Raw genomic sequence first — 18,241 nt, forward strand, 5'->3', positions numbered from 1 at the left:
GGTCATAACAGGAGTAAGTATTTGTGAAATGGTTTCAAACCGCGAGTCTGTCTCTGCTGCTTGTTTTAACAGGTTGTGCATCGACAATGGACAGTTCAGCTCAGCGCTGGGTCTACCCACCTATGGCAGTGCCACTGCAGCCGAGTGTGCAGCAAGAAGTTCAGATAGCTCGTTTATCTCAATTGTTACAAAGACCTGACCTTGGTGATGACGTTCGAGCTAAGATGCTATTTGAACGCGGCAACTATTACGACAGCGTCGGATTGCGTGATCTCGCTCGACTCGATTTTAATCAGTCTTTGTCTTTGAATCCGGCACAACCTGACATCTTTAATCTATTGGGTGTTTACTTTACCCAAGTGGGTGAGTTTGATGCGGCTTATGAATCTTTCGATTCAACATTAGAGCTTGACCCAAGCAACTCATACGCAGAACGTAACCGTGCTATTGCTCTTTATTATGGCGAGCGCTACGAACTGTCAAATGAAGAGATGCTTAAGCACTATAATGATGATCCAAGTGACCCATTCCGTGCGCTATGGCTTTACATCATCCAGAGTGAACTGACGCCAGAACAAGCACTAAAAGATTTGCAATCACGCTACCAAGGGCGTGATGAGCAATGGGGCTGGGTGCTGGTTGCGATTATGCTCGATGAGATTTCAGAAGAGCAGGCTTTTAAAGCGATCTTAAGTGGTACGCGTGATAATACTTTACTGGCTCAACGCCTCACTGAAACCTACTTCTATTTGGGCAAGCGATATCACTTGCGTGGTGGGCGTGAAGACTACGCGAATGCGATCTCACTCTATAAGCTAGCAGTCTCGTTTAATGTCTATGAGTATGTGGAGCATCGATACGCTTTTCTTGAGCTTGGTCGAATCTTCATGGACCTTAAGGAAGAGCGTCTAGCACAAGCTAAGTTAGACCAAGCGAAAGCTGAAGAGAACTAAGTGACCCTCTAAATAACAATCAAGCCGCTCTTATGAGCGGCTTTTTTGTGTGGCACATCTTTTCTGGTTGCAATTCAACCAATGAAGATTAAAATAGTTAGTATTGCTAATTAAATATGGGTTGTTCGAAGAACTGTGTTGAATGAGAACCTAGAAAAGATCGAGCGATTTGCGTCGAAAATATGGCGAACGCAGTCGAAAGAGGATCCAATTGGTCAGCTTAGCTTTAATGAGTATGATTACCTCAAGGTCATTGAGGCGGCTAAAGAGCCCATTCGATTAACGGACCTTGCAGAAGAAATGCAAGTGACTAAACCTTCTGCGACCACTATGGTACAGCGCTTAGAGCGAAAAGGACTAGTAGAGCGACGCCCGAGCTCTGAAGATGCACGTTCGAAGCTAGTTGTACTCACAGCAAAAGCTGAAACGGGCTTAGAGGAAGAGAGTAAGATCTATCAGGTTATGGCAAACACATTAGAGAGCCAGTTAAGCGAGCAAGAAATAGAGCAGCTGAACTTATTGTTGAATAAGGCCTTAAAGTAAAAATTTGATAATTTAGTTAGCCTGGTTAACTAAGTGGTCGAAAGGATGAGCGCAGGTTTCAAGGACAACAGAAACGTCATCACTCACTGGTTATAGTGAGATAACAGTAGAAAGTAAGAGTAGAAGATGAGTCAGTCAATCAGTCGTCAATTTTGGCGCTATACAATCCCAACCGTGGCTGCAATGTTGGTCAATGGTTTATACCAAGTGGTTGATGGTATTTTCATTGGTCGTTTTGTTGGTGCCGATGGCCTTGCCGGTATCAACGTGGCTTGGCCGGTGATCGGTTCGATCCTCGGTCTAGGCATGCTTGTTGGTGTAGGTACAGGCGCTTTAGTCTCGATTCGCCAGGGGGAAAAAGATACCCAGGGGGCTAAACAGATCCTCGCCACTGGTCTTACTCTATTATTGGCATTGACGCCGTTAGTTGCTAGCGTTCTTTTCTTCTTTGCAGACGATTTTTTGCGTTGGCAGGGGGCAGAAGGGAGAGTGTTTGATCTTGGCTTACAGTACCTACAGATTCTGATTGTGGGCAGTGTCTTTACCTTGGGTTCTATTGCGATGCCGTTCTTGCTCCGCAATGACGATAGTCCAAATTTAGCCACTATTTTGATGGTAGTTGGTGCGGTGATTAATATTGTGCTCGACTATCTGTTTATCGCATGGCTGAACTGGGAACTGACAGGTGCTGCTTTAGCAACGGCAATCGCACAACTAGTAGTAACAGGTCTAGGTTTAGCTTATTTCTTCTCACGCAGAGCGAATCTGCGTCTACGTTGGAGTGAGCTGAGACTTAAGCTTGATGTGATTCCACAGATCTTCGCTATCGGTACGTCGAGCTTCTTTATGTACGCTTATGGCTCGATGATGGTGGCGCTACATAACGCGTTGTTTGCACAATATGGTAACCAATTGATGATTGGTGCGTATGCGATTCTCGGCTACATCGTGACGGTTTACTACCTCACAGCAGAGGGGATCGCCAATGGCATGCAACCTCTAGTGAGTTATAACCATGGTGCTAAGCGTCACGACAACATTCGTCAGCTGCTTAAGATTGCGATGGTGAGTTCAGTCTCTGTGGGTATGCTCTTTATTGTTCTGTTGAACATCTTCCCGAGAGAGTTTGTATCGGTGTTTAACTCAGAAGACCCACAACTTGTCGAGTATACGGTACTAGGGATTAGACTGCATATGTTCGCTCTTGCGCTTGATGGCTTCTTGGTCGTCGCTGGTGCTTACTATCAAGCAGTAAACAAAGGCAGCAAAGCGATGTTCGTAACGGTAGGTAATATGCTGATTCAACTGCCTTTCTTGTACATTATGCCGAAGCTATTCGGTGTGCCGGGGATCTGGATTGCTTATCCACTGTCGAACATCGCGCTGAGTGTGGTGGTGATTCTGATGTTGGTGAAAGATGTAAAGAAGCTCAATGCACAGCCGCTGCAGACAGCAACAGCGTAATGAATTAAGAGTCAATTGATAAAGAAAAGGTCTAGCAACTGCTAGACCTTTTTTGTATTTGGGGCTTAGCTTAGATGTTTTTTACTTCCAAGCCAGCGAGCTGGTGCCAGTAACCGTTACATTGGCGGTCAGCAATCTGAATTGGGTTCTCACCTTTTTCATTGGCTCTAAAGTTATTGAGCTCAGAGAAGGTATCAATGCCCAATGGGCTTAAACGAACCACATCAACCAAATCATGCATATTCGGCAGATCATTGATCAGGTTGTAGCAGTAACCTGACTGGGTTTGAATGCCGTTTAGGTTGAAGACGGATTGCCCCTCTTGGCTCTCTACTTGAAGACCGGTTGGGTACTTGATACAGCAGGTCTCGCAATCGTCCTTCGCTTTGTTCTCAGCGCGAGCCGTAAAGCAACGTGCAGAATAAGCCAAAGGCAGGTAGCCGTGGCTGAAGACCTCCACTTCAAACTTATTACGAATGTTGAGCTCTTCACACTGAGTCATCACGTTTGATAACCACTCACGAGACAACTCAACAGGCATACACCAACGAGTCATGCCCTGCTTAAGAAACAGGTTCAGCGTGTGCGCGTTGTAGGTGTTGACCGCTGGGCCAACTACGAATGGAACCTTACTTTCACTCGCAAGCTGAATGGCCGATACATCATTGGCTTCAATTGCAAAGTCGCCATTGTCGACGTACTTTTTCATGATGTTTACTTCGCTTGGTGCCTCCAAAAGCGCCATAGTCGATAGTACGACTTGCTTGCCTGAAGCTGAAAGTTCTTTGGCGATATCCAACCAGTGCTTTGCTTTCATCTCGCGGCGTTTTGAACAGACCGCTTCACCAAGGTAGATGATGTCAGCCGAGCTTGTCTTAGCTTGCTCGTAGAAGCTCTCTACGTCTTGTTTTGGCCAAAAATAGAGTAGTGGGCCTAATGCGTATTTCATTGTGTTCTCCATCAATCCTATTGCCATTTACGGTGGTAAGCACCAAGCGTGGTTTGTGTACCTTCAGATACGTTCGCTAGAGCAGCATTCCAAGCAGCTTCAACTTGGTAAGCCTCTGGGTTTGCTTGGTAACGATCAATGGCAGCGCGCCAAGTGCGAGTCACTTGTTCTACGTAAGCTGGGCTACGTTGACGGCCTTCGATTTTTACTGACGCTACGTTAGCTGCGAACAGCTCTGGCAGCATCGATAAGGTGTTTAGGCTGGTTGGTTCTTCTAGGGCGTGATAACGCTTACGTTCGCCTTCGATTTCAGCTTCGAAGCGGCCCTTACACAGGGTAGGGTAGCCAGCGTTTTCACCTTGTGCGTACTTGTCGATCAAGATTTCATTGAGGCGAGACTCAAGCCCGGTTTCGGTCTCTTGCCAGCGTACGTATTTCGCTGGAGAACAGGCGCCTACTGTATTTGGAGATTCACCCGTCATGTAAGATGAGAGGTAACAGCGACCCTCTGCCATGATGCACAGGCTACCGAAGGCAAATACCTCAAGGTCTACATCTGAAGAGATATTGCGAGACAGCTGTTTTACTTGGTGAATAGAGAGTACGCGTGGCAGTACCACACGCTTCACGTTGAAGTTTTTGTGGTAGAAATCAATGGCTGCAGCGTTGGTCGCTGAAGCTTGTACCGATAGGTGTAACTCCATATGCGGGTACTTATTCGCTGCGTACTCAAGAACAGCAATGTCCGCCACGATCAGCGCATCCACACCTAATGCAGCGGCTTGGTCAACAGCATTGGTCCAACGTTCAAAACCATTAGGGTGAGCGAATGTGTTGAGTGCGATATGAATTTTTTTCTTGCGGTCGTGGACGTATTCAACGGCACGATCTAGCTTCTTGCCAGAGAAGTTCAAGCCAGCAAAGTGGCGTGCATTAGTGTCGTCTTTGAATCCGATGTAGACAGCATCCGCACCACAGTCAATGGCTGTTTTCAAAGCAGGTAAGTTTCCTGCTGGGCATAAGAGTTCCATTTGCTCACTACCAGTAGATAAATTTGAAGCGAGCATTTTATGAAGAAATGTGAACGTCAGAATTGATGTAAGGCAGGTTTAGTCGGATAAATCCGCTTTTACTCCGTTTGTGGTAGAGCAAAACCATAAAAAATGGTGGGCTAGTTTTTATGGCGACGGTTCTGGGCAAAGAGCTCCTCAACTTCCTGTTTTGGTTGAGGTCGATAGAAATGGAAGCCCTGAATTGAGCTACAGTTGAGATTCGAGAGCAGTGTCGCTTGTTCGCTAGTTTCAACACCTTCAGCAACAACAGTCAGGTTGAGAGATTTACCGAGGTTGATGATGTTCTCAATCACCGTGACTTGCTTTGGCAGGGTATCAATGTCGGTGATGAAGGCGCGGTCTATCTTCAACTCGTCGATTGGGAAACGAGCCAAGTAAGAAAGCGATGAATAACCGGTACCGAAGTCATCGATCGAAAGGGCAAAGCCAAGTTTCTTGATGGCGTTAAGCATCTGAAGCGTGTGTTCGCTGTCACTCATCACCGCACTTTCGGTTAACTCGAAGGTGATAGCGCTTGGGTCTAGCTCTGTAGTTCGTAGCAGCTTTTCCATGTAGTCGATCAGTTTAGGGTTACCAAATTGCTCAGGGGAAAGGTTGATCGCTACGCGCCCAGGAAGGATTCCTTGAATCTTCCAACGTTTAACTGTTGCAAACACCTCACGCATCACCACTCGGCCTAGCTGTTCAATCAAACCCGCGCGCTCGGCAACTGGGATAAAGGCAGCAGGGCTAATGTAACCTTCGACTGGGTGTTTCCAGCGTACCAAGGCTTCAGCACCATTGATGGTGAAGTCACGGGCGTTGACCTTAGGTTGATACCAAACCTCTAGACCATTTTGCTGCAGTGCTTTCTGAAGTTCGATTTCAAGCCAAAGACGCATACGAGCCTCTTTGTTCATCTGCTCATTGAACTTAATTAAGCGGTTACGGCCTCGGTCTTTGGCTTCATACATCGCAGTATCGGCATTTTGCAGCAAGATACGTGCATCGGTACCATCTTGAGGAAAGCTGACACTACCAATGGAGCAAGCCAAGCGTTTGCTAAAATGGTGAAGATCGAACGGCTGATTGATCAGAGCAATGATCTTTTCAGCTAGGGCTTCAACGGTTTTTTTGTGTTCTGGCTCTGGCAAGATGATACCAAATTCATCGCCACCCAAATGACCTACTACCGCGCGTCTTGGTAATAGACGCTTAAGGCGAGATGCGACCTCTTTAATCACCTTGTCACCGATGTGATGACCCAGTGAGTCATTGATATTTTTGAAGTTATCAATATCTAGGTACAACATCACCGCTGGCGTCTCATTATGAATAAACTGCTCTAAACGTTTGGTGAACCCAACACGGTTATACAGCTTAGTCAGGTCGTCAATGTAGGCATCTTCATTAACGTTGGTGGTGAGGGTTTTGGGTGCTTCTTGCGCGTCTTGAATCAGGACTAATTGGGTAGTGCTTCCCAACAGGGCCGTTGAATCAATATGCAATTGAACCTTACGCTCAAAACCGCAGCGCGCGCCAGTTAAGCAAACCAAACCAGACTCAGAAACAATAGAGCTGAGCTTATTGCTGAAGACTGTTTTGGTTTGCTCATCAATGAATAGGCGTCCTAGCTCTTCGCCAAGTAACTCTGATGGAGAGTTAAAGCCGAGCAAGCGAGCTGCAGCTGGGTTAGAAGAGAGAATGAAATCATCTTCAACGAGAAGAAGTCCGTCTGGTAGTAAGTGAGTCAGCTTATGGAATTTGGCTTCAGACTCCTCCAGTGAGCGGACAAGAACTTGATTTTCAGAGGTGTCAAAGGCGTGAAAGACAATGTAGTCGGTGTCTTTTCCGTTAGACAGTGGCGCTAGGCTAAAATGAAGGCTGGTATCGAGGTCGGTTTCGTTGAGCGTAATTTCCGCCTCAATGGATTCACCCTTGAAGGCGCGCTCGTAGTATGGCTTCAGGTGTTGGTAGAACTGTTCACCAAGGGTTTGGCAGTCGTTCATTCCTGTTAACTCTGATTGGTTTAACCCCGCAATATCACAGTAGCGCTCATTAACCATAAAATAGTTATGCTGAGCATCAAGAACAGCAAAAAAGAAAGGACTATTTGCTGTGAGCTGTGAAAACCAATGTTGTAGTTGCTGGGGAGGCATCAAAGTACTACCAATTCTCCAAAAGCTTGAGTATTCATTATAGATGAATGTTTATTGCTAAATGATGTAATTTTAGCTATTTACCTAGCATAGCAGCAATTCTGCGACTGTTCTTATTACCAGAGTTACTATAACTATGATTTTGAGGATATTAAAGTACAAGCATCAAACCGAAATTAATTTGATACATAACAGGATTTGAGCCTTTAACATCACTTAAGATGAGTGCCATATTATTGATAAAGTTACGGATAAGTCACGTGATAAACAAGATTCGCACTCAACTAGTTCAAAACGCCGCATCAATTTTGCGATCTCCAGTCCAGTTATTGCCAAAAACAGTACAAAAAAAAGCCTTATTAGAAGCACTTAAGAATGTTTTCAAGGAAGCGTTGGAAGATGGCGACTTTGAGTTTCTTGAAGACAAGTGGTTAAAAGTGTCGATTAAAGATATGGGCTTGAGTTGGTGTATCAGCTATCAAGATGAGCAACTGGTTGTTGCAGATAAAGAAGTGACAGAAGACGTGAGCTTTAGTGGCAACCTGAACGACCTTGTTTTGATCGCTGGACGCAAAGAAGACCCAGATACTTTGTTCTTTCAACGCCGCCTTTCTATTGAAGGGGATACCGAGCTTGGTCTAGAGGTGAAGAACCTGATGGACAGTGTAGATTTAGACCTACTTCCGGCTCCAATGAAAATGTTATTGAATCAATTAGCTGATTTTGTGCAGAAGGGGGTACAATCGCCTCAGACACAAAATGAGGTAATGAATGCTTATTCGAACTGAGGCACCTGCAGACATACTTGCAATTGACCGCTTGCTTAAATCTGTTTTTGAAACGGACGCAGAAGCGAACCTAGTGATGAGCCTGCGTGAAAACAGTCATCTGACGCTGTCTTTGGTGGCGTGCTCTGATGAAGGTGAAGTGGTTGGCCACGTGATGTTTAGCCCACTGACACTACAAGGCGAAGATCATAATTGGCAGGGTTTAGCGCCATTAGCCGTACGTGAAGACTTTCGAGGTCAAGGCATTGCTCGATCTTTGATGGAAGAGGCCTTTTCGTCACTGCGCGACTTTGGTTATCCAGCCTGTGTGGTTCTGGGCGACCCAAGCTTTTACAGTAAAGTCGGTTTTAAGGCTGCGAGTGAGTTTGGTTTTCAGTGCCGTTGGGATGTTCCTGAAGGCGCCTTTCAAGCGATTGAGCTGGTGGAGGGCGTGTTCTCTGGACACAGTGGTACTATTGAGTACAGCCCTGAGTTTAATGAGCTCTAGGCGAGCGTAACCCTCATCGACTTTGCCAGCACATAAGATGCGGAGAGAAGAAACGTGACCAATAGAGATAAAGGAGCTTGATGCTCCTTTATTTTTTGTTAGTATCAGCTCGATTCAACCTTGAGCTCAGTCATATAGGCACAGACATGTCACAGATTCATGCGCAGTATTTACAGGAAATGGGAATTACTCAGTGGGAACTGAGCCACCCTGAACGTCTGGCTGGTTATCAGACCGAGCTCGTTAAACTGCCTGAAACATGCCAGTTGCTATTAGTCTCACCAGAAAAGCCTCAAGGCGCGCTAGCGGAGATGTTTGAGCGAGTGCTAAAAAGCATCAAACTGGAACTGTCACAAGCGCAATATGTTCATCCAAGTGAGCTGAGCCATTTTGATTTAAGTTCTCCGCAGTGGGTATGGTTTGCAGGGTGTGAATCCGATACTGATATCACCGCGAAAACGCTGCAATCCCCTTTATTATCTCAGATTGATGGTAACAATCAGCAACGCCGCGCTCTGTGGCAGCAAATTTGTTCTTATGAATAGTCAATTTATTAGCATGTCAGACGCGCACCTTGATGCGATCTGGCACATTGAGCAGCAAGCTCATACTCACCCTTGGTCACAAAACATGATTCGCGATCTCGACAGCCGAGGTGGTTGCCATCATGTGATGCTAGTCGATGACGAGGTGGTTGGTTACTTCTATGCGCAAAACATTGTTGGTGAAGTAACACTTCTCAATATCGCTGTTGCCCCTCATCATCAAGGCAAGGGATACGGCAAGGCGTTGATTGAACATTTTCTAGTTGTGTGCGAACAGGCAAAAGCAGAAAGTGCATGGCTTGAAGTCCGTGAAAGTAACGTCAACGCGTTTGGTCTGTATGAGTGGGTTGGCTTCAACGAGGTGGACCGTCGCCGTAACTACTACCCAACGGCCACTGGCAAAGAAGATGCAATTATCATGAGTTACATCTTCTTTTAACCTGTCACTCGCTCACATCGATATTGGCAAAGCTCAACTTAAGTTGGGCTTTTTTATTGCCCTCAGCCCGTTGAGAACAAGGCTACTGTTTAGTTACGTTCCATAAAGCGTTCGAAGTTAGTGCTTAGCTCTTTACTGTTAAATACCGAACCCATGGTCTGTGTTTCAAAGATTGATTGGGCAGCGCTCTGCATTTTCGGAGACAGTGGGATATAGCCAGCAGTACTCACGACATACGACAAATGCTTTTGATTCAAGTAGTGCTCGACGAACTGATTGACGGAATAACGATTGACGGCTGCTTTGTTAACGTAGATAAACAAAGGTCGGGAAAGCGAGCTGTATTGGCCACTGGTGACACTATTGATACTTGGAGCGATGGCTTGCTGCTTGTCATTGGAAATTGAAACAGCCTTGAGTTGGGTTTGATTGTTTTGGTAATAAGCAAAGCCTAAAAATGCCAACGCATTTGGGTCGGTAGCGACCTTTGAGGCCAATAGATAATCGTCTTCATTGGCGATGTGGTCACCGCGCAGCTCGTCGCCATTAAGAACAACGTTGGTAAAGTAGTCGTAAGTTCCAGAGTCGCTCCCTGGAGCATAAAGCTTGATCGGCTCTGCGGGGAAGCTTGGATTGAGCTGATGCCAATGCGTAATGGTTTTCTCAGAAGAGGGGTGCCATAAGGTTGCCAGCTCCTCAAGGGATAGGTGTTGTAACCACTCGTTGTCTTTACTGACCACGAGTGTGATCGCATCGAGCGCTATGGGCAGTTCTAAAAACTCAATACCGTTTTCTCGACACAGGGCTTTTTCTTGCGTTTTAATAGGACGGGAAGCGTTAGAGATATCCGTCTTACCACGGCAAAATTTGCGGAATCCGCCACCAGTTCCGGTGACACCAACCACTATCTGTGCGACATCTTTCTGCTGCGTCATAAATTGTTGAGCAAATTGACGAGTGATCGGATAAACCGTACTTGAGCCTTCGATCTTGATCAGATCTTTTGCCATGCCCATCGTTGGCCATAGAGACAAACAGATAACAGTGGTGATTGCTTTGTGTAAGAACCTTTCCATCATAGTGTACGTTACGCTTCTATCGGCCAGCATTGTCAGATTTAATCAAGCCACCGAAATATACGGTGTTGGACTTGGTTATACAATGCGCACCTATCAATATTCATCAAAACTTCATAAGTGACTGAAATGTTTAGTTGTTCATTAATTTGAAACATTGATGAATTAAGGTCGATTTATTCCCAATCTTTTTGTCCTGATTATGTTATTCCCCAAAATGCTAAATAAACGAAAGTTCCTATTCACCTCTTTATTAGCGTTGCTGGTGGTAGCGTCGACCACAGTCCTCGTCATGCAATCGACCGATCTCTTGATCAAAAAGTCCCCCCTTGCAGAAGCCGCTGCTGAGATAAAGATTAACGGCTCTCTGGCTTATTTATGGTTTGATGAAATTGTTTCTGGCGATACAACCCAATCGATCCAAGAGGTTTGGTACTACTTAGAGATTGCAGATTGGCATGTAGGGGCGTTGCTCGATGGGGGAGAGAGCATCATGGGCAGCTATCAACCGATCAGCGATCCTGAACTTCGAGAGCGATTGATGATGCTACGCCAAACACTGGCTGAGTTTCGCCAATATGCAGGTTCGCATTATCAACAATCGGTTTTAGAAACGCCGTCACTGGGATTAAAGACTGATGAGTATTATCTCGATTTCGCCAGCCAAGCCGATGAGATTCAGCGTGTGATTAAAACCAGCTATGAGTCAGGCATTGCCAGTTATACCAAAACCAGTATTACCCTGATCATTGCTGCTGTCTTTATCGGTGTGTACTCGCTTCGTGTTCAGTTTAAGCATGAACAGAGCCGAGACTTACTATTGAAATCGCTCACTGACGCCAAGTCTTCTATCGAGCTCAAGAACAAACAGCTTCATAATCAAGCTTACTTCGATCCTTTAACCGAGCTGCCCAACCGTACTCTGTTTCTCGATAGACTCGGGCAGTCGATACTCAATGCTCAACAGACTCAGCGTCCGTTCGCGCTGTTGTTTCTCGATCTTGATCATTTTAAAGAGGTCAACGATCTCTATGGTCATGCCGCAGGTGATGAACTGTTAAAGCAGGTCGCACAGCGCATAACACAATCGATTCGAGTGACGGATCTCTCAGCGAGATTCAGCGGTGATGAGTTCGTCATTGTTTTGGAACACCTGCGCGATGTCGATATGGCGGTGAGTGTCGCCAATAAAATTGCCTCGAAACTGATTAAGCGTTTGAGAGAGCCTTTTGAACTGAAACACGGAACTGCAGAAATCACAGCGAGTATTGGTATTTCGATTTACCCAGACGATAGCACTTCTCAACACTCTCTGATCCGTTACGCTGATGATGCGATGTATCACGCCAAGTCACTAGGGAAAAACAATTTCCAGTTCTATTCCAAAGAGCTTAACTACATTGCGATGTCGCAAAAAGAGTTGGAACGCGATTTAAGGCAGGCGATTGACAAACAGCAGTTTGAGATTCACTACTTACCCAAATGGGCGTTGAAATCAGGTGATGTGGAGGGTGTTGAGGCACTGGTGCGTTGGCAGCATCCTATTAAAGGCTTGATGTACCCAAATGATTTTATTCCTGTCGCGGAAGCGACGGGGCAAATCCGTCAGATAGATCTTCTAGTGGCAGAGCTGGCGTTAGCGCAACACAAAAACTGGCTTACCCGCGGTATTGATATCGGCGTAATGAGTCTTAACATCTCAGCTCGAAGCTTAAAGCATCCTCAATTCTTTGATGCTTTAAAGCGCGTGATTATTTCTAGTGGTGTGGCCACGCATAGAATAGAAGTAGAGATCACTGAGACCGTGATGATCGAGAATGACCAATTCGCACAAATCATCTTTAAAGAGCTGCATCAGCTCGGCGTTCGTATCGCACTTGATGATTTTGGTACTGGCTTTTCATCGCTCTCTTATCTTAAAGACTTTGAGTTCGATACTCTGAAGATCGATCGTAGCTTTGTGATGGACTATGTCACCAATTCGACCTCACTCGTTCTACTCAAGAGCATGATCCAGATAGGCAACGAGCTTGGAGTAGCAGTCATTGCAGAGGGCGTGGAAACATTGCAGCAGCAACGAGACTTGATGTCTATGGGATGTGAGATAGGCCAAGGATTCTATCTTACTTCTCCTCAAACCGCAGATAGATTGATAGAGAATCTTAAGTTGAACTCTGCCTCTAATGTTGTGCCCATGTCCGGCACTTTAGGCTAGTGTATGCCGCAGTCACTCTAACTCTCTGACTTTTTCTAGCTCAGGCTTTAGAAAGCTGGGCGACTTCTGTATAATCCGCACACAAAATTCAAGGGCAAGTCTCAACAACTTGCCCTTTTTACGCTTTAGATCAGCAAAGGGCGACTATGTCTTTCCAACAAGAAGTGAGCAAACGTAGAACGTTTGCGATTATCTCTCACCCGGATGCGGGTAAAACCACGATTACTGAAAAGGTTCTTTTATTCGGAAACGCGATTCAAAAAGCGGGTACCGTAAAAGGCCGTGGCTCTAACCAGCATGCTAAATCTGACTGGATGGAGATGGAAAAAGAACGTGGTATCTCGGTAACCACGTCTGTGATGCAGTTCCCGTACAATGATTGCCTAGTAAACCTACTAGATACTCCGGGACACGAAGACTTCTCGGAAGATACCTACCGTACACTAACGGCTGTTGACTCATGTCTAATGGTTATCGATGCTGCGAAAGGTGTCGAAGACCGTACACGTAAGCTAATGGAAGTAACACGTCTACGTGATACTCCAATCGTAACCTTCATGAACAAATTGGACCGTGATGTGCGTGATCCAATGGAAGTTCTAGATGAAGTTGAAAGCGAGCTGAGCATGGCGTGTGCACCAATCTCTTGGCCAATCGGTTGTGGTAAAGAGTTTAAAGGTGTGTACCACATTCACCGCGATGAGACGATCTTATATGAATCTGGCCACGGCCATGAGATCCAAGAAGTTCGTATCATCAAAGGTCTAGATAACCCGGAACTGGATGCAGAAGTTGGTGCAGACCTAGCTGAAAGCGTTCGTGAAGAACTTGAACTTGTCATGGGCGCGTGCCCTGAGTTCGACCATGACCTATTTCTAGCGGGCGAACTAACACCAGTTTTCTTCGGTACCGCATTGGGTAACTTTGGTGTTGACCACATGCTTGATGGCCTGACTGAGTGGGCGCCAATGCCGAAAACTCGTCAAGCAGTTGAGCGTGATGTTGAAGCGACAGAAGAGAAGTTCTCTGGCTTCGTATTTAAGATCCAAGCAAACATGGATCCAAAACACCGTGACCGTATCGCATTCATGCGTATCGTATCGGGTACTTACTCTCAAGGTATGAAGATGAACCATGTTCGTACAGGCAAGAATGTAAGTATCTCTGATGCGGTAACCTTTATGGCGGGCGACCGTGCACGTGCTGAGAAAGCATACGCGGGTGACATCATTGGTCTGCATAACCACGGTACAATTCAGATTGGTGATACCTTCACTCAAGGTGAGTCACTGAAGTTCTCTGGTATTCCTAACTTTGCACCAGAACTGTTCCGTCGTATTCGTCTGCGCGATCCACTAAAACAGAAGCAGCTACTTAAAGGTCTAGTTCAGCTTTCTGAAGAGGGTGCGGTTCAGGTATTCCGTCCACTACAGAACAACGATCTGATTGTAGGTGCGGTTGGTGTGCTTCAGTTTGATGTGGTTGTAGCTCGTCTGAAAGCGGAATATAACGTTGAAGCGATCTATGAGAGCGTGAACGTTGCGACAGCACGTTGGGTTGAGTGTGGTGATGCGAAGAAGTTCGAAGAGTTCAAGCGTAAGAACCAGACTAACCTAGCGTTGGATGGTGGCGATAACCTAACTTACATCGCACCAACTATGGTTAACTTGAACCTAGCATCAGAGCGTTTCCCTGATGTTGAGTTCCGTGCAACTCGCGAGCACTAATCTATTGATGACGGTGCCAACTCACTGAGGTGGTGCTAGTCGAAGTGATTAAAAACGTCTATTGTTCTGCAATAGGCGTTTTTTTATGTTTGCCTTAAGGAGAGTGGATGTTTCAAGTCATTAAAAGATGGATTAAGCAGTATGATAAATGGTGTAAAGAGTTAGGGTTAACGCCAGAAAATAAGCGTAGTTGCACTCCTTATCGTAGCGATCCTCAACCTGAACCGAAAGATAAGCCGTAATGTCGATACCGCTATTCGATACCCACTGTCATCTAGACTTCGACGTCTTTTCGTTGGGTGATCAAGACAGTTCTGCGGCCGCTCAAGACTATCTCATAACTGCTAAGCTGCAAGGAGTTGAGAAGGTCGTCGTCCCCTCGATTGGTCAAACCAACTGGGAAAAGCTCGAGCAACTGAGCTCGGAACATTCCAACCTTTACTATGCGCTGGGTTTTCATCCTTACTTTCTAGCGACGGCGAGTGAGAGCGAATTTGCTCAACTTGAACTGAATTTAAGTGGCGCTTCTGAGCAGTGTGTTGCGATAGGAGAGTGCGGTTTGGACTTCTTTGTGGATGTGGATATCGATAAGCAAGAGCGTTTTTTTATCCATCAGATACAGCTCGCGACTGCTTTTAAACTGCCTCTGATTATCCATGAACGGAAATCACATAACCGTCTTATCCAGCTTATCAAGCAACAAAAATTCACCAATGGTGGAGTGATCCATGGTTTTTCGGGAAGCGAGCAGCAAGCTTTAGAGTGGATTCGCTTGGGATTCTATATCGGTGTCGGTGGAACGATAACTTACCCTCGAGCGCAGAAAACGCGCACCACTGTCGCTCGTTTACCCCTTGAATGGGTCGTTTTAGAGACGGATGCTCCGGATATGCCGATCAGCGGTAAGCAAGGAAACATTAATCATTCCAAATATTTAGTTACGATATTAAATGAACTTGTTTCGCTCAGGAAAGAGTCAAAGCAATCGATTGCAACTCAAATGTGGCAAAATAGCCATCAGCTATTCGGTATATGTGAATAAAATCTAAAGTTTTTGTTTATCGTTTGCGTGTTTTACAGTTGTATCGTGACTTGGCTCACAGATGTAAATGAATGATACATGAATCTTATACCAAAGTGTGAGGACGGCATTACTTTATTAGTGGTCGCATGAGTATAATTGCCTCCGCTTTATAGCCCCATTTTGTAACACGCCAATAAATAACTAATAAGGAAGTCATAAACTATGAGCCTGTTTATGAGCCTAGTCGGTATGGTTGTACTGATTGCAATCGCAGTACTACTATCTGACAACCGCAAAGCTATTAACTTAAGAACGGTGGGTGGCGCATTCGCTATCCAATTCGCACTTGGTGCATTCGTACTTTACATCCCTTGGGGTCGTGATTTGCTTGCAGGTTTCTCTGCTGGTGTAGCAAACGTAATCGACTACGGTAAAGACGGTACTGGTTTCCTATTCGGCAGCCTAGTTAACTTCTCAGTTGACGGTATCGGTTTCATCTTTGCATTCCAAGTACTACCAACTCTAATCTTCTTCTCTGCACTTATCTCTGTACTTTACTACATTGGTGTAATGCAATGGGTTATCAAGATTCTTGGTGGTGGCCTACAGAAAGCTCTTGGCACATCTCGTGCGGAGTCTATGTCTGCTGCAGCAAACATCTTCGTTGGTCAAACTGAAGCTCCTCTAGTTGTACGTCCTTTCGTACCAAAAATGACTCAGTCTGAACTATTCGCTGTAATGTGTGGTGGTCTAGCTTCTGTTGCTGGTGGTGTACTAGCGGGTTACGCTTCTATGGGTGTACCTCTAGAGTACCTAGTTGCTGCATCATTCATGGCGGCACCAGGTGGTCTACTATTCGCTAAGATCATCAAGCCAGAGACTGATACTCCTGCTGACGACATCGCTGATGAAATGGACGGTGGCGACGACAAACCAGCTAACGTTATCGACGCAGCTGCTGGTGGTGCATCTGTTGGTCTACAACTTGCTCTAAACGTTGGTGCAATGCTACTAGCGTTTATCGGTCTAATCGCTCTAATCAACGGTATCCTAGGTGGCATCGGTGGTTGGGTTGGTTTCGAAGGCCTAACTCTTGAGTGGATCCTTGGTAAAGTATTCTCTCCACTAGCATTCATTATTGGTGTGCCATGGGCTGAAGCAGATATCGCTGGTTCATTCATCGGTCAGAAGATCGTAGTTAACGAATTCGTTGCATACCTAAACTTCGTACCTTTCGTTGGTGAAAACGCTCAAATCGTTGAAGCGACTGGTCAAGTAATGTCTACTAAGACTCAAGCAATTATCTCGTTCGCTCTATGTGGTTTCGCAAACCTTTCTTCTATCGCGATTCTACTAGGTGGTCTAGGTGGTCTAGCTCCAAACCGTCGTCACGACATCGCTCGTATGGGTGTTAAAGCGGTTGTTGCTGGTACTCTATCTAACCTGATGGCAGCGACAATTGCTGGCTTCTTCCTATCTTTCTAATTAAGTAGATTAGATTATATAGACGCCACTTTAATATCGCCCCGTAGCAAGAGATTGCTGCGGGGCTTTTTTGTTTTAGGGACCGGATTATTGAGCAATAAGTGCAGGAAACGTTGATACATAGGATGTGTTATTCACAACGATTGCTGCCATCAATAACTCGGAAACTGAATTATTTTGAGATACAAACCGTTTGCGTTCTAAGGAGCACTACAAATTATCGAAGGATACCTATAATGTATAAGCTATAGGGATAGGATTTCTCTTTTTGGCAAGAAAATGACCGCTTGTTTAATCGCAATCGTGATTCTTCTGGGATTAGGCCAAACATAGCGATACGCTATAGATGTTAGACACAACAAGGTAGATTTGTTGTGCCATAGACCAAACTGGTACTGTGCGGTGACAAGGATAGCAATTGATGGCGTAAGGCCAACAAGTCTTCAGGGAACCAAGTCCGTTCATTGGTGACTACAGAGCATTACTAAAATATCCATCTATACTGGATGGAGGGCGAAGTAGTTAACTATTTGAATATATTGATCGGAGATAGAAATGAGCGATTTAAAAGCAGCAGCTCTACGTGCACTTAAACTTATGGACCTAACTACGCTAAATGACGACGACACAACTGAAAAAGTTGTAGCGCTTTGTCACGACGCGAAGACTGCAGTGGGCAACACAGCTGCAATCTGTATTTACCCTCGCTTTATCCCAGCAGCTAAGAAGGCACTGCGTGAGCAAGGTACTCCAGAAGTACGTATTGCGACTGTAACTAACTTCCCTCATGGTAACGATGACATCGAAATCGCAGTTGCAGAAACTAAAGCAGCAGTAGCTTACGGTGCAGACGAAGTAGACGTAGTATTCCCATACCGCGCTCTAATCGCTGGTAACGAAGAAGTAGGTTTCGAGCTAGTTAAACAGTGTAAAGAAGCATGTGGCGAAATCACACTGAAAGTAATCATCGAAACTGGTGAGCTTAAAGAAGAAGCACTAATCAAGAAAGCATCTGAAATTTGTATCAAAGCAGGTGCTGACTTCATTAAAACTTCAACAGGTAAAGTGCCAGTAAACGCGACTCCAGAGTACGCGCGCATGATGCTTGAAGTGATCCGTGACATGGGCGTAGCTAAGACTGTTGGTTTCAAACCAGCAGGTGGTGTTCGTACTGCTGAAGATGCAGCACAATACCTAGCAATGGCTGATGACATCCTAGGCGCAGATTGGGCTGACAACATGCACTACCGTTTTGGTGCGTCAAGCCTACTGACTAACCTACTAAACACATTAGAAGTAACAGACGAGACAGCTGATCCAACAGCTTACTAATTC

At 45.5% G+C, this 18,241-nt stretch carries 16 protein-coding genes and 1 pseudogene; 13 read left to right on the forward strand and 4 right to left on the reverse strand.

The window, feature by feature from the left end:
* The first annotated feature begins 23 nt into the window (after nucleotides 1-23).
* The 3 genes from nlpI (at nucleotide 24) to KI743_RS11465 (ending at nucleotide 2,960) form a co-directional block, all read left to right on the forward strand.
* Nucleotides 24-953: a lipoprotein NlpI gene (nlpI, locus tag KI743_RS11455; RefSeq protein ID WP_285466486.1), complete on the forward strand. Its 930-nt coding sequence runs from the start codon at nucleotides 24-26 to the stop codon at nucleotides 951-953.
* A 135-nt stretch (nucleotides 954-1,088) separates the two neighbouring features.
* Nucleotides 1,089-1,496 carry a MarR family transcriptional regulator gene (locus KI743_RS11460; protein ID WP_285466487.1) on the forward strand — a complete coding sequence of 136 codons (408 nt, stop codon included), beginning with the start codon at nucleotides 1,089-1,091 and terminating at the stop codon, nucleotides 1,494-1,496.
* Nucleotides 1,497-1,622: 126 nt separating this feature from the next.
* The gene (locus KI743_RS11465) at nucleotides 1,623-2,960 is read left to right on the forward strand and encodes an MATE family efflux transporter (protein WP_285466488.1); all 1,338 of its coding nucleotides are present in this window, start codon (nucleotides 1,623-1,625) and stop codon (nucleotides 2,958-2,960) included.
* A gap of 70 nt (nucleotides 2,961-3,030) precedes the next feature.
* Here KI743_RS11465 and KI743_RS11470 read toward each other — a convergent pair whose 3' ends face one another.
* The 3 genes from KI743_RS11470 to KI743_RS11480 form a co-directional block, all read right to left on the reverse strand.
* Nucleotides 3,031-3,909 carry a U32 family peptidase gene (locus KI743_RS11470; RefSeq protein ID WP_285466489.1) on the reverse strand — a complete coding sequence of 293 codons (879 nt, stop codon included), beginning with the start codon at nucleotides 3,907-3,909 and terminating at the stop codon, nucleotides 3,031-3,033.
* 17 nt (nucleotides 3,910-3,926) lie between these two features.
* Nucleotides 3,927-4,940, reverse strand: coding sequence for a peptidase U32 family protein (locus tag KI743_RS11475; RefSeq protein ID WP_152469240.1), 1,014 nt, complete (start codon nucleotides 4,938-4,940; stop codon nucleotides 3,927-3,929).
* Between the two features lie 140 nt (nucleotides 4,941-5,080).
* A complete protein-coding gene (locus KI743_RS11480) occupies nucleotides 5,081-7,120 on the reverse strand; it encodes a bifunctional diguanylate cyclase/phosphodiesterase (RefSeq protein ID WP_285466490.1) in 2,040 nt (679 codons plus the stop codon).
* Nucleotides 7,121-7,380: 260 nt separating this feature from the next.
* Here KI743_RS11480 and KI743_RS11485 point away from each other — a divergent pair, with 260 nt between their 5' ends.
* The 4 genes from KI743_RS11485 (at nucleotide 7,381) to rimI (ending at nucleotide 9,379) form a co-directional block, all read left to right on the forward strand.
* Nucleotides 7,381-7,908 (forward strand): SCP2 domain-containing protein, encoded by a 528-nt coding sequence (locus KI743_RS11485; protein WP_191907558.1) that lies wholly within the window; start codon nucleotides 7,381-7,383, stop codon nucleotides 7,906-7,908.
* Nucleotides 7,892-8,395, forward strand: a complete 504-nt coding sequence (locus KI743_RS11490) for a GNAT family N-acetyltransferase (RefSeq protein WP_285466491.1) — start codon at nucleotides 7,892-7,894, stop codon at nucleotides 8,393-8,395. Before KI743_RS11485 ends, KI743_RS11490 begins: the two co-directional genes overlap by 17 nt.
* 146 nt (nucleotides 8,396-8,541) lie before the next feature.
* A complete protein-coding gene (locus tag KI743_RS11495) occupies nucleotides 8,542-8,940 on the forward strand; it encodes a DNA polymerase III subunit psi (protein ID WP_285466492.1) in 399 nt (132 codons plus the stop codon).
* Nucleotides 8,933-9,379: a ribosomal protein S18-alanine N-acetyltransferase gene (gene rimI, locus KI743_RS11500; RefSeq protein ID WP_285466493.1), complete on the forward strand. Its 447-nt coding sequence runs from the start codon at nucleotides 8,933-8,935 to the stop codon at nucleotides 9,377-9,379. The genes KI743_RS11495 and rimI overlap by 8 nt, the downstream gene beginning before the upstream one ends.
* 89 nt (nucleotides 9,380-9,468) lie before the next feature.
* Here rimI and KI743_RS11505 read toward each other — a convergent pair whose 3' ends face one another.
* Nucleotides 9,469-10,455 (reverse strand): PstS family phosphate ABC transporter substrate-binding protein, encoded by a 987-nt coding sequence (locus KI743_RS11505; protein ID WP_285466495.1) that lies wholly within the window; start codon nucleotides 10,453-10,455, stop codon nucleotides 9,469-9,471.
* 217 nt (nucleotides 10,456-10,672) lie between these two features.
* Between KI743_RS11505 and KI743_RS11510 the strand changes: the two genes are divergently transcribed.
* From KI743_RS11510 to deoC, 6 genes and pseudogenes are all read left to right on the forward strand, one after another.
* The gene (locus tag KI743_RS11510) at nucleotides 10,673-12,670 is read left to right on the forward strand and encodes a bifunctional diguanylate cyclase/phosphodiesterase (protein WP_285466497.1); all 1,998 of its coding nucleotides are present in this window, start codon (nucleotides 10,673-10,675) and stop codon (nucleotides 12,668-12,670) included.
* A 146-nt stretch (nucleotides 12,671-12,816) separates the two neighbouring features.
* Nucleotides 12,817-14,397 carry a peptide chain release factor 3 gene (gene prfC / locus KI743_RS11515; RefSeq protein WP_032551563.1) on the forward strand — a complete coding sequence of 527 codons (1,581 nt, stop codon included), beginning with the start codon at nucleotides 12,817-12,819 and terminating at the stop codon, nucleotides 14,395-14,397.
* A gap of 107 nt (nucleotides 14,398-14,504) precedes the next feature.
* Nucleotides 14,505-14,700 (forward strand): annotated as a pseudogene (locus KI743_RS11520) (hypothetical protein).
* On the forward strand, nucleotides 14,639-15,439 hold the full coding sequence (locus tag KI743_RS11525) for a TatD family hydrolase (RefSeq protein WP_285466499.1): 801 nt from the start codon (nucleotides 14,639-14,641) through the stop codon (nucleotides 15,437-15,439). Before KI743_RS11520 ends, KI743_RS11525 begins: the two are co-directional and overlap by 62 nt.
* Nucleotides 15,440-15,643: 204 nt before the next feature.
* Nucleotides 15,644-16,906, forward strand: coding sequence for a NupC/NupG family nucleoside CNT transporter (locus tag KI743_RS11530; RefSeq protein ID WP_152469233.1), 1,263 nt, complete (start codon nucleotides 15,644-15,646; stop codon nucleotides 16,904-16,906).
* 555 nt (nucleotides 16,907-17,461) lie between these two features.
* Complete coding sequence (gene deoC, locus KI743_RS11535) at nucleotides 17,462-18,238, forward strand: deoxyribose-phosphate aldolase (protein WP_152469232.1); 777 nt, start codon at nucleotides 17,462-17,464, stop codon at nucleotides 18,236-18,238.
* Nucleotides 18,239-18,241 lie beyond the last annotated feature (3 nt).

It is taken from the genome of Vibrio sp. D420a, from assembly GCF_030248625.1.
Lineage (GTDB): Bacteria > Pseudomonadota > Gammaproteobacteria > Enterobacterales > Vibrionaceae > Vibrio > Vibrio fortis_A.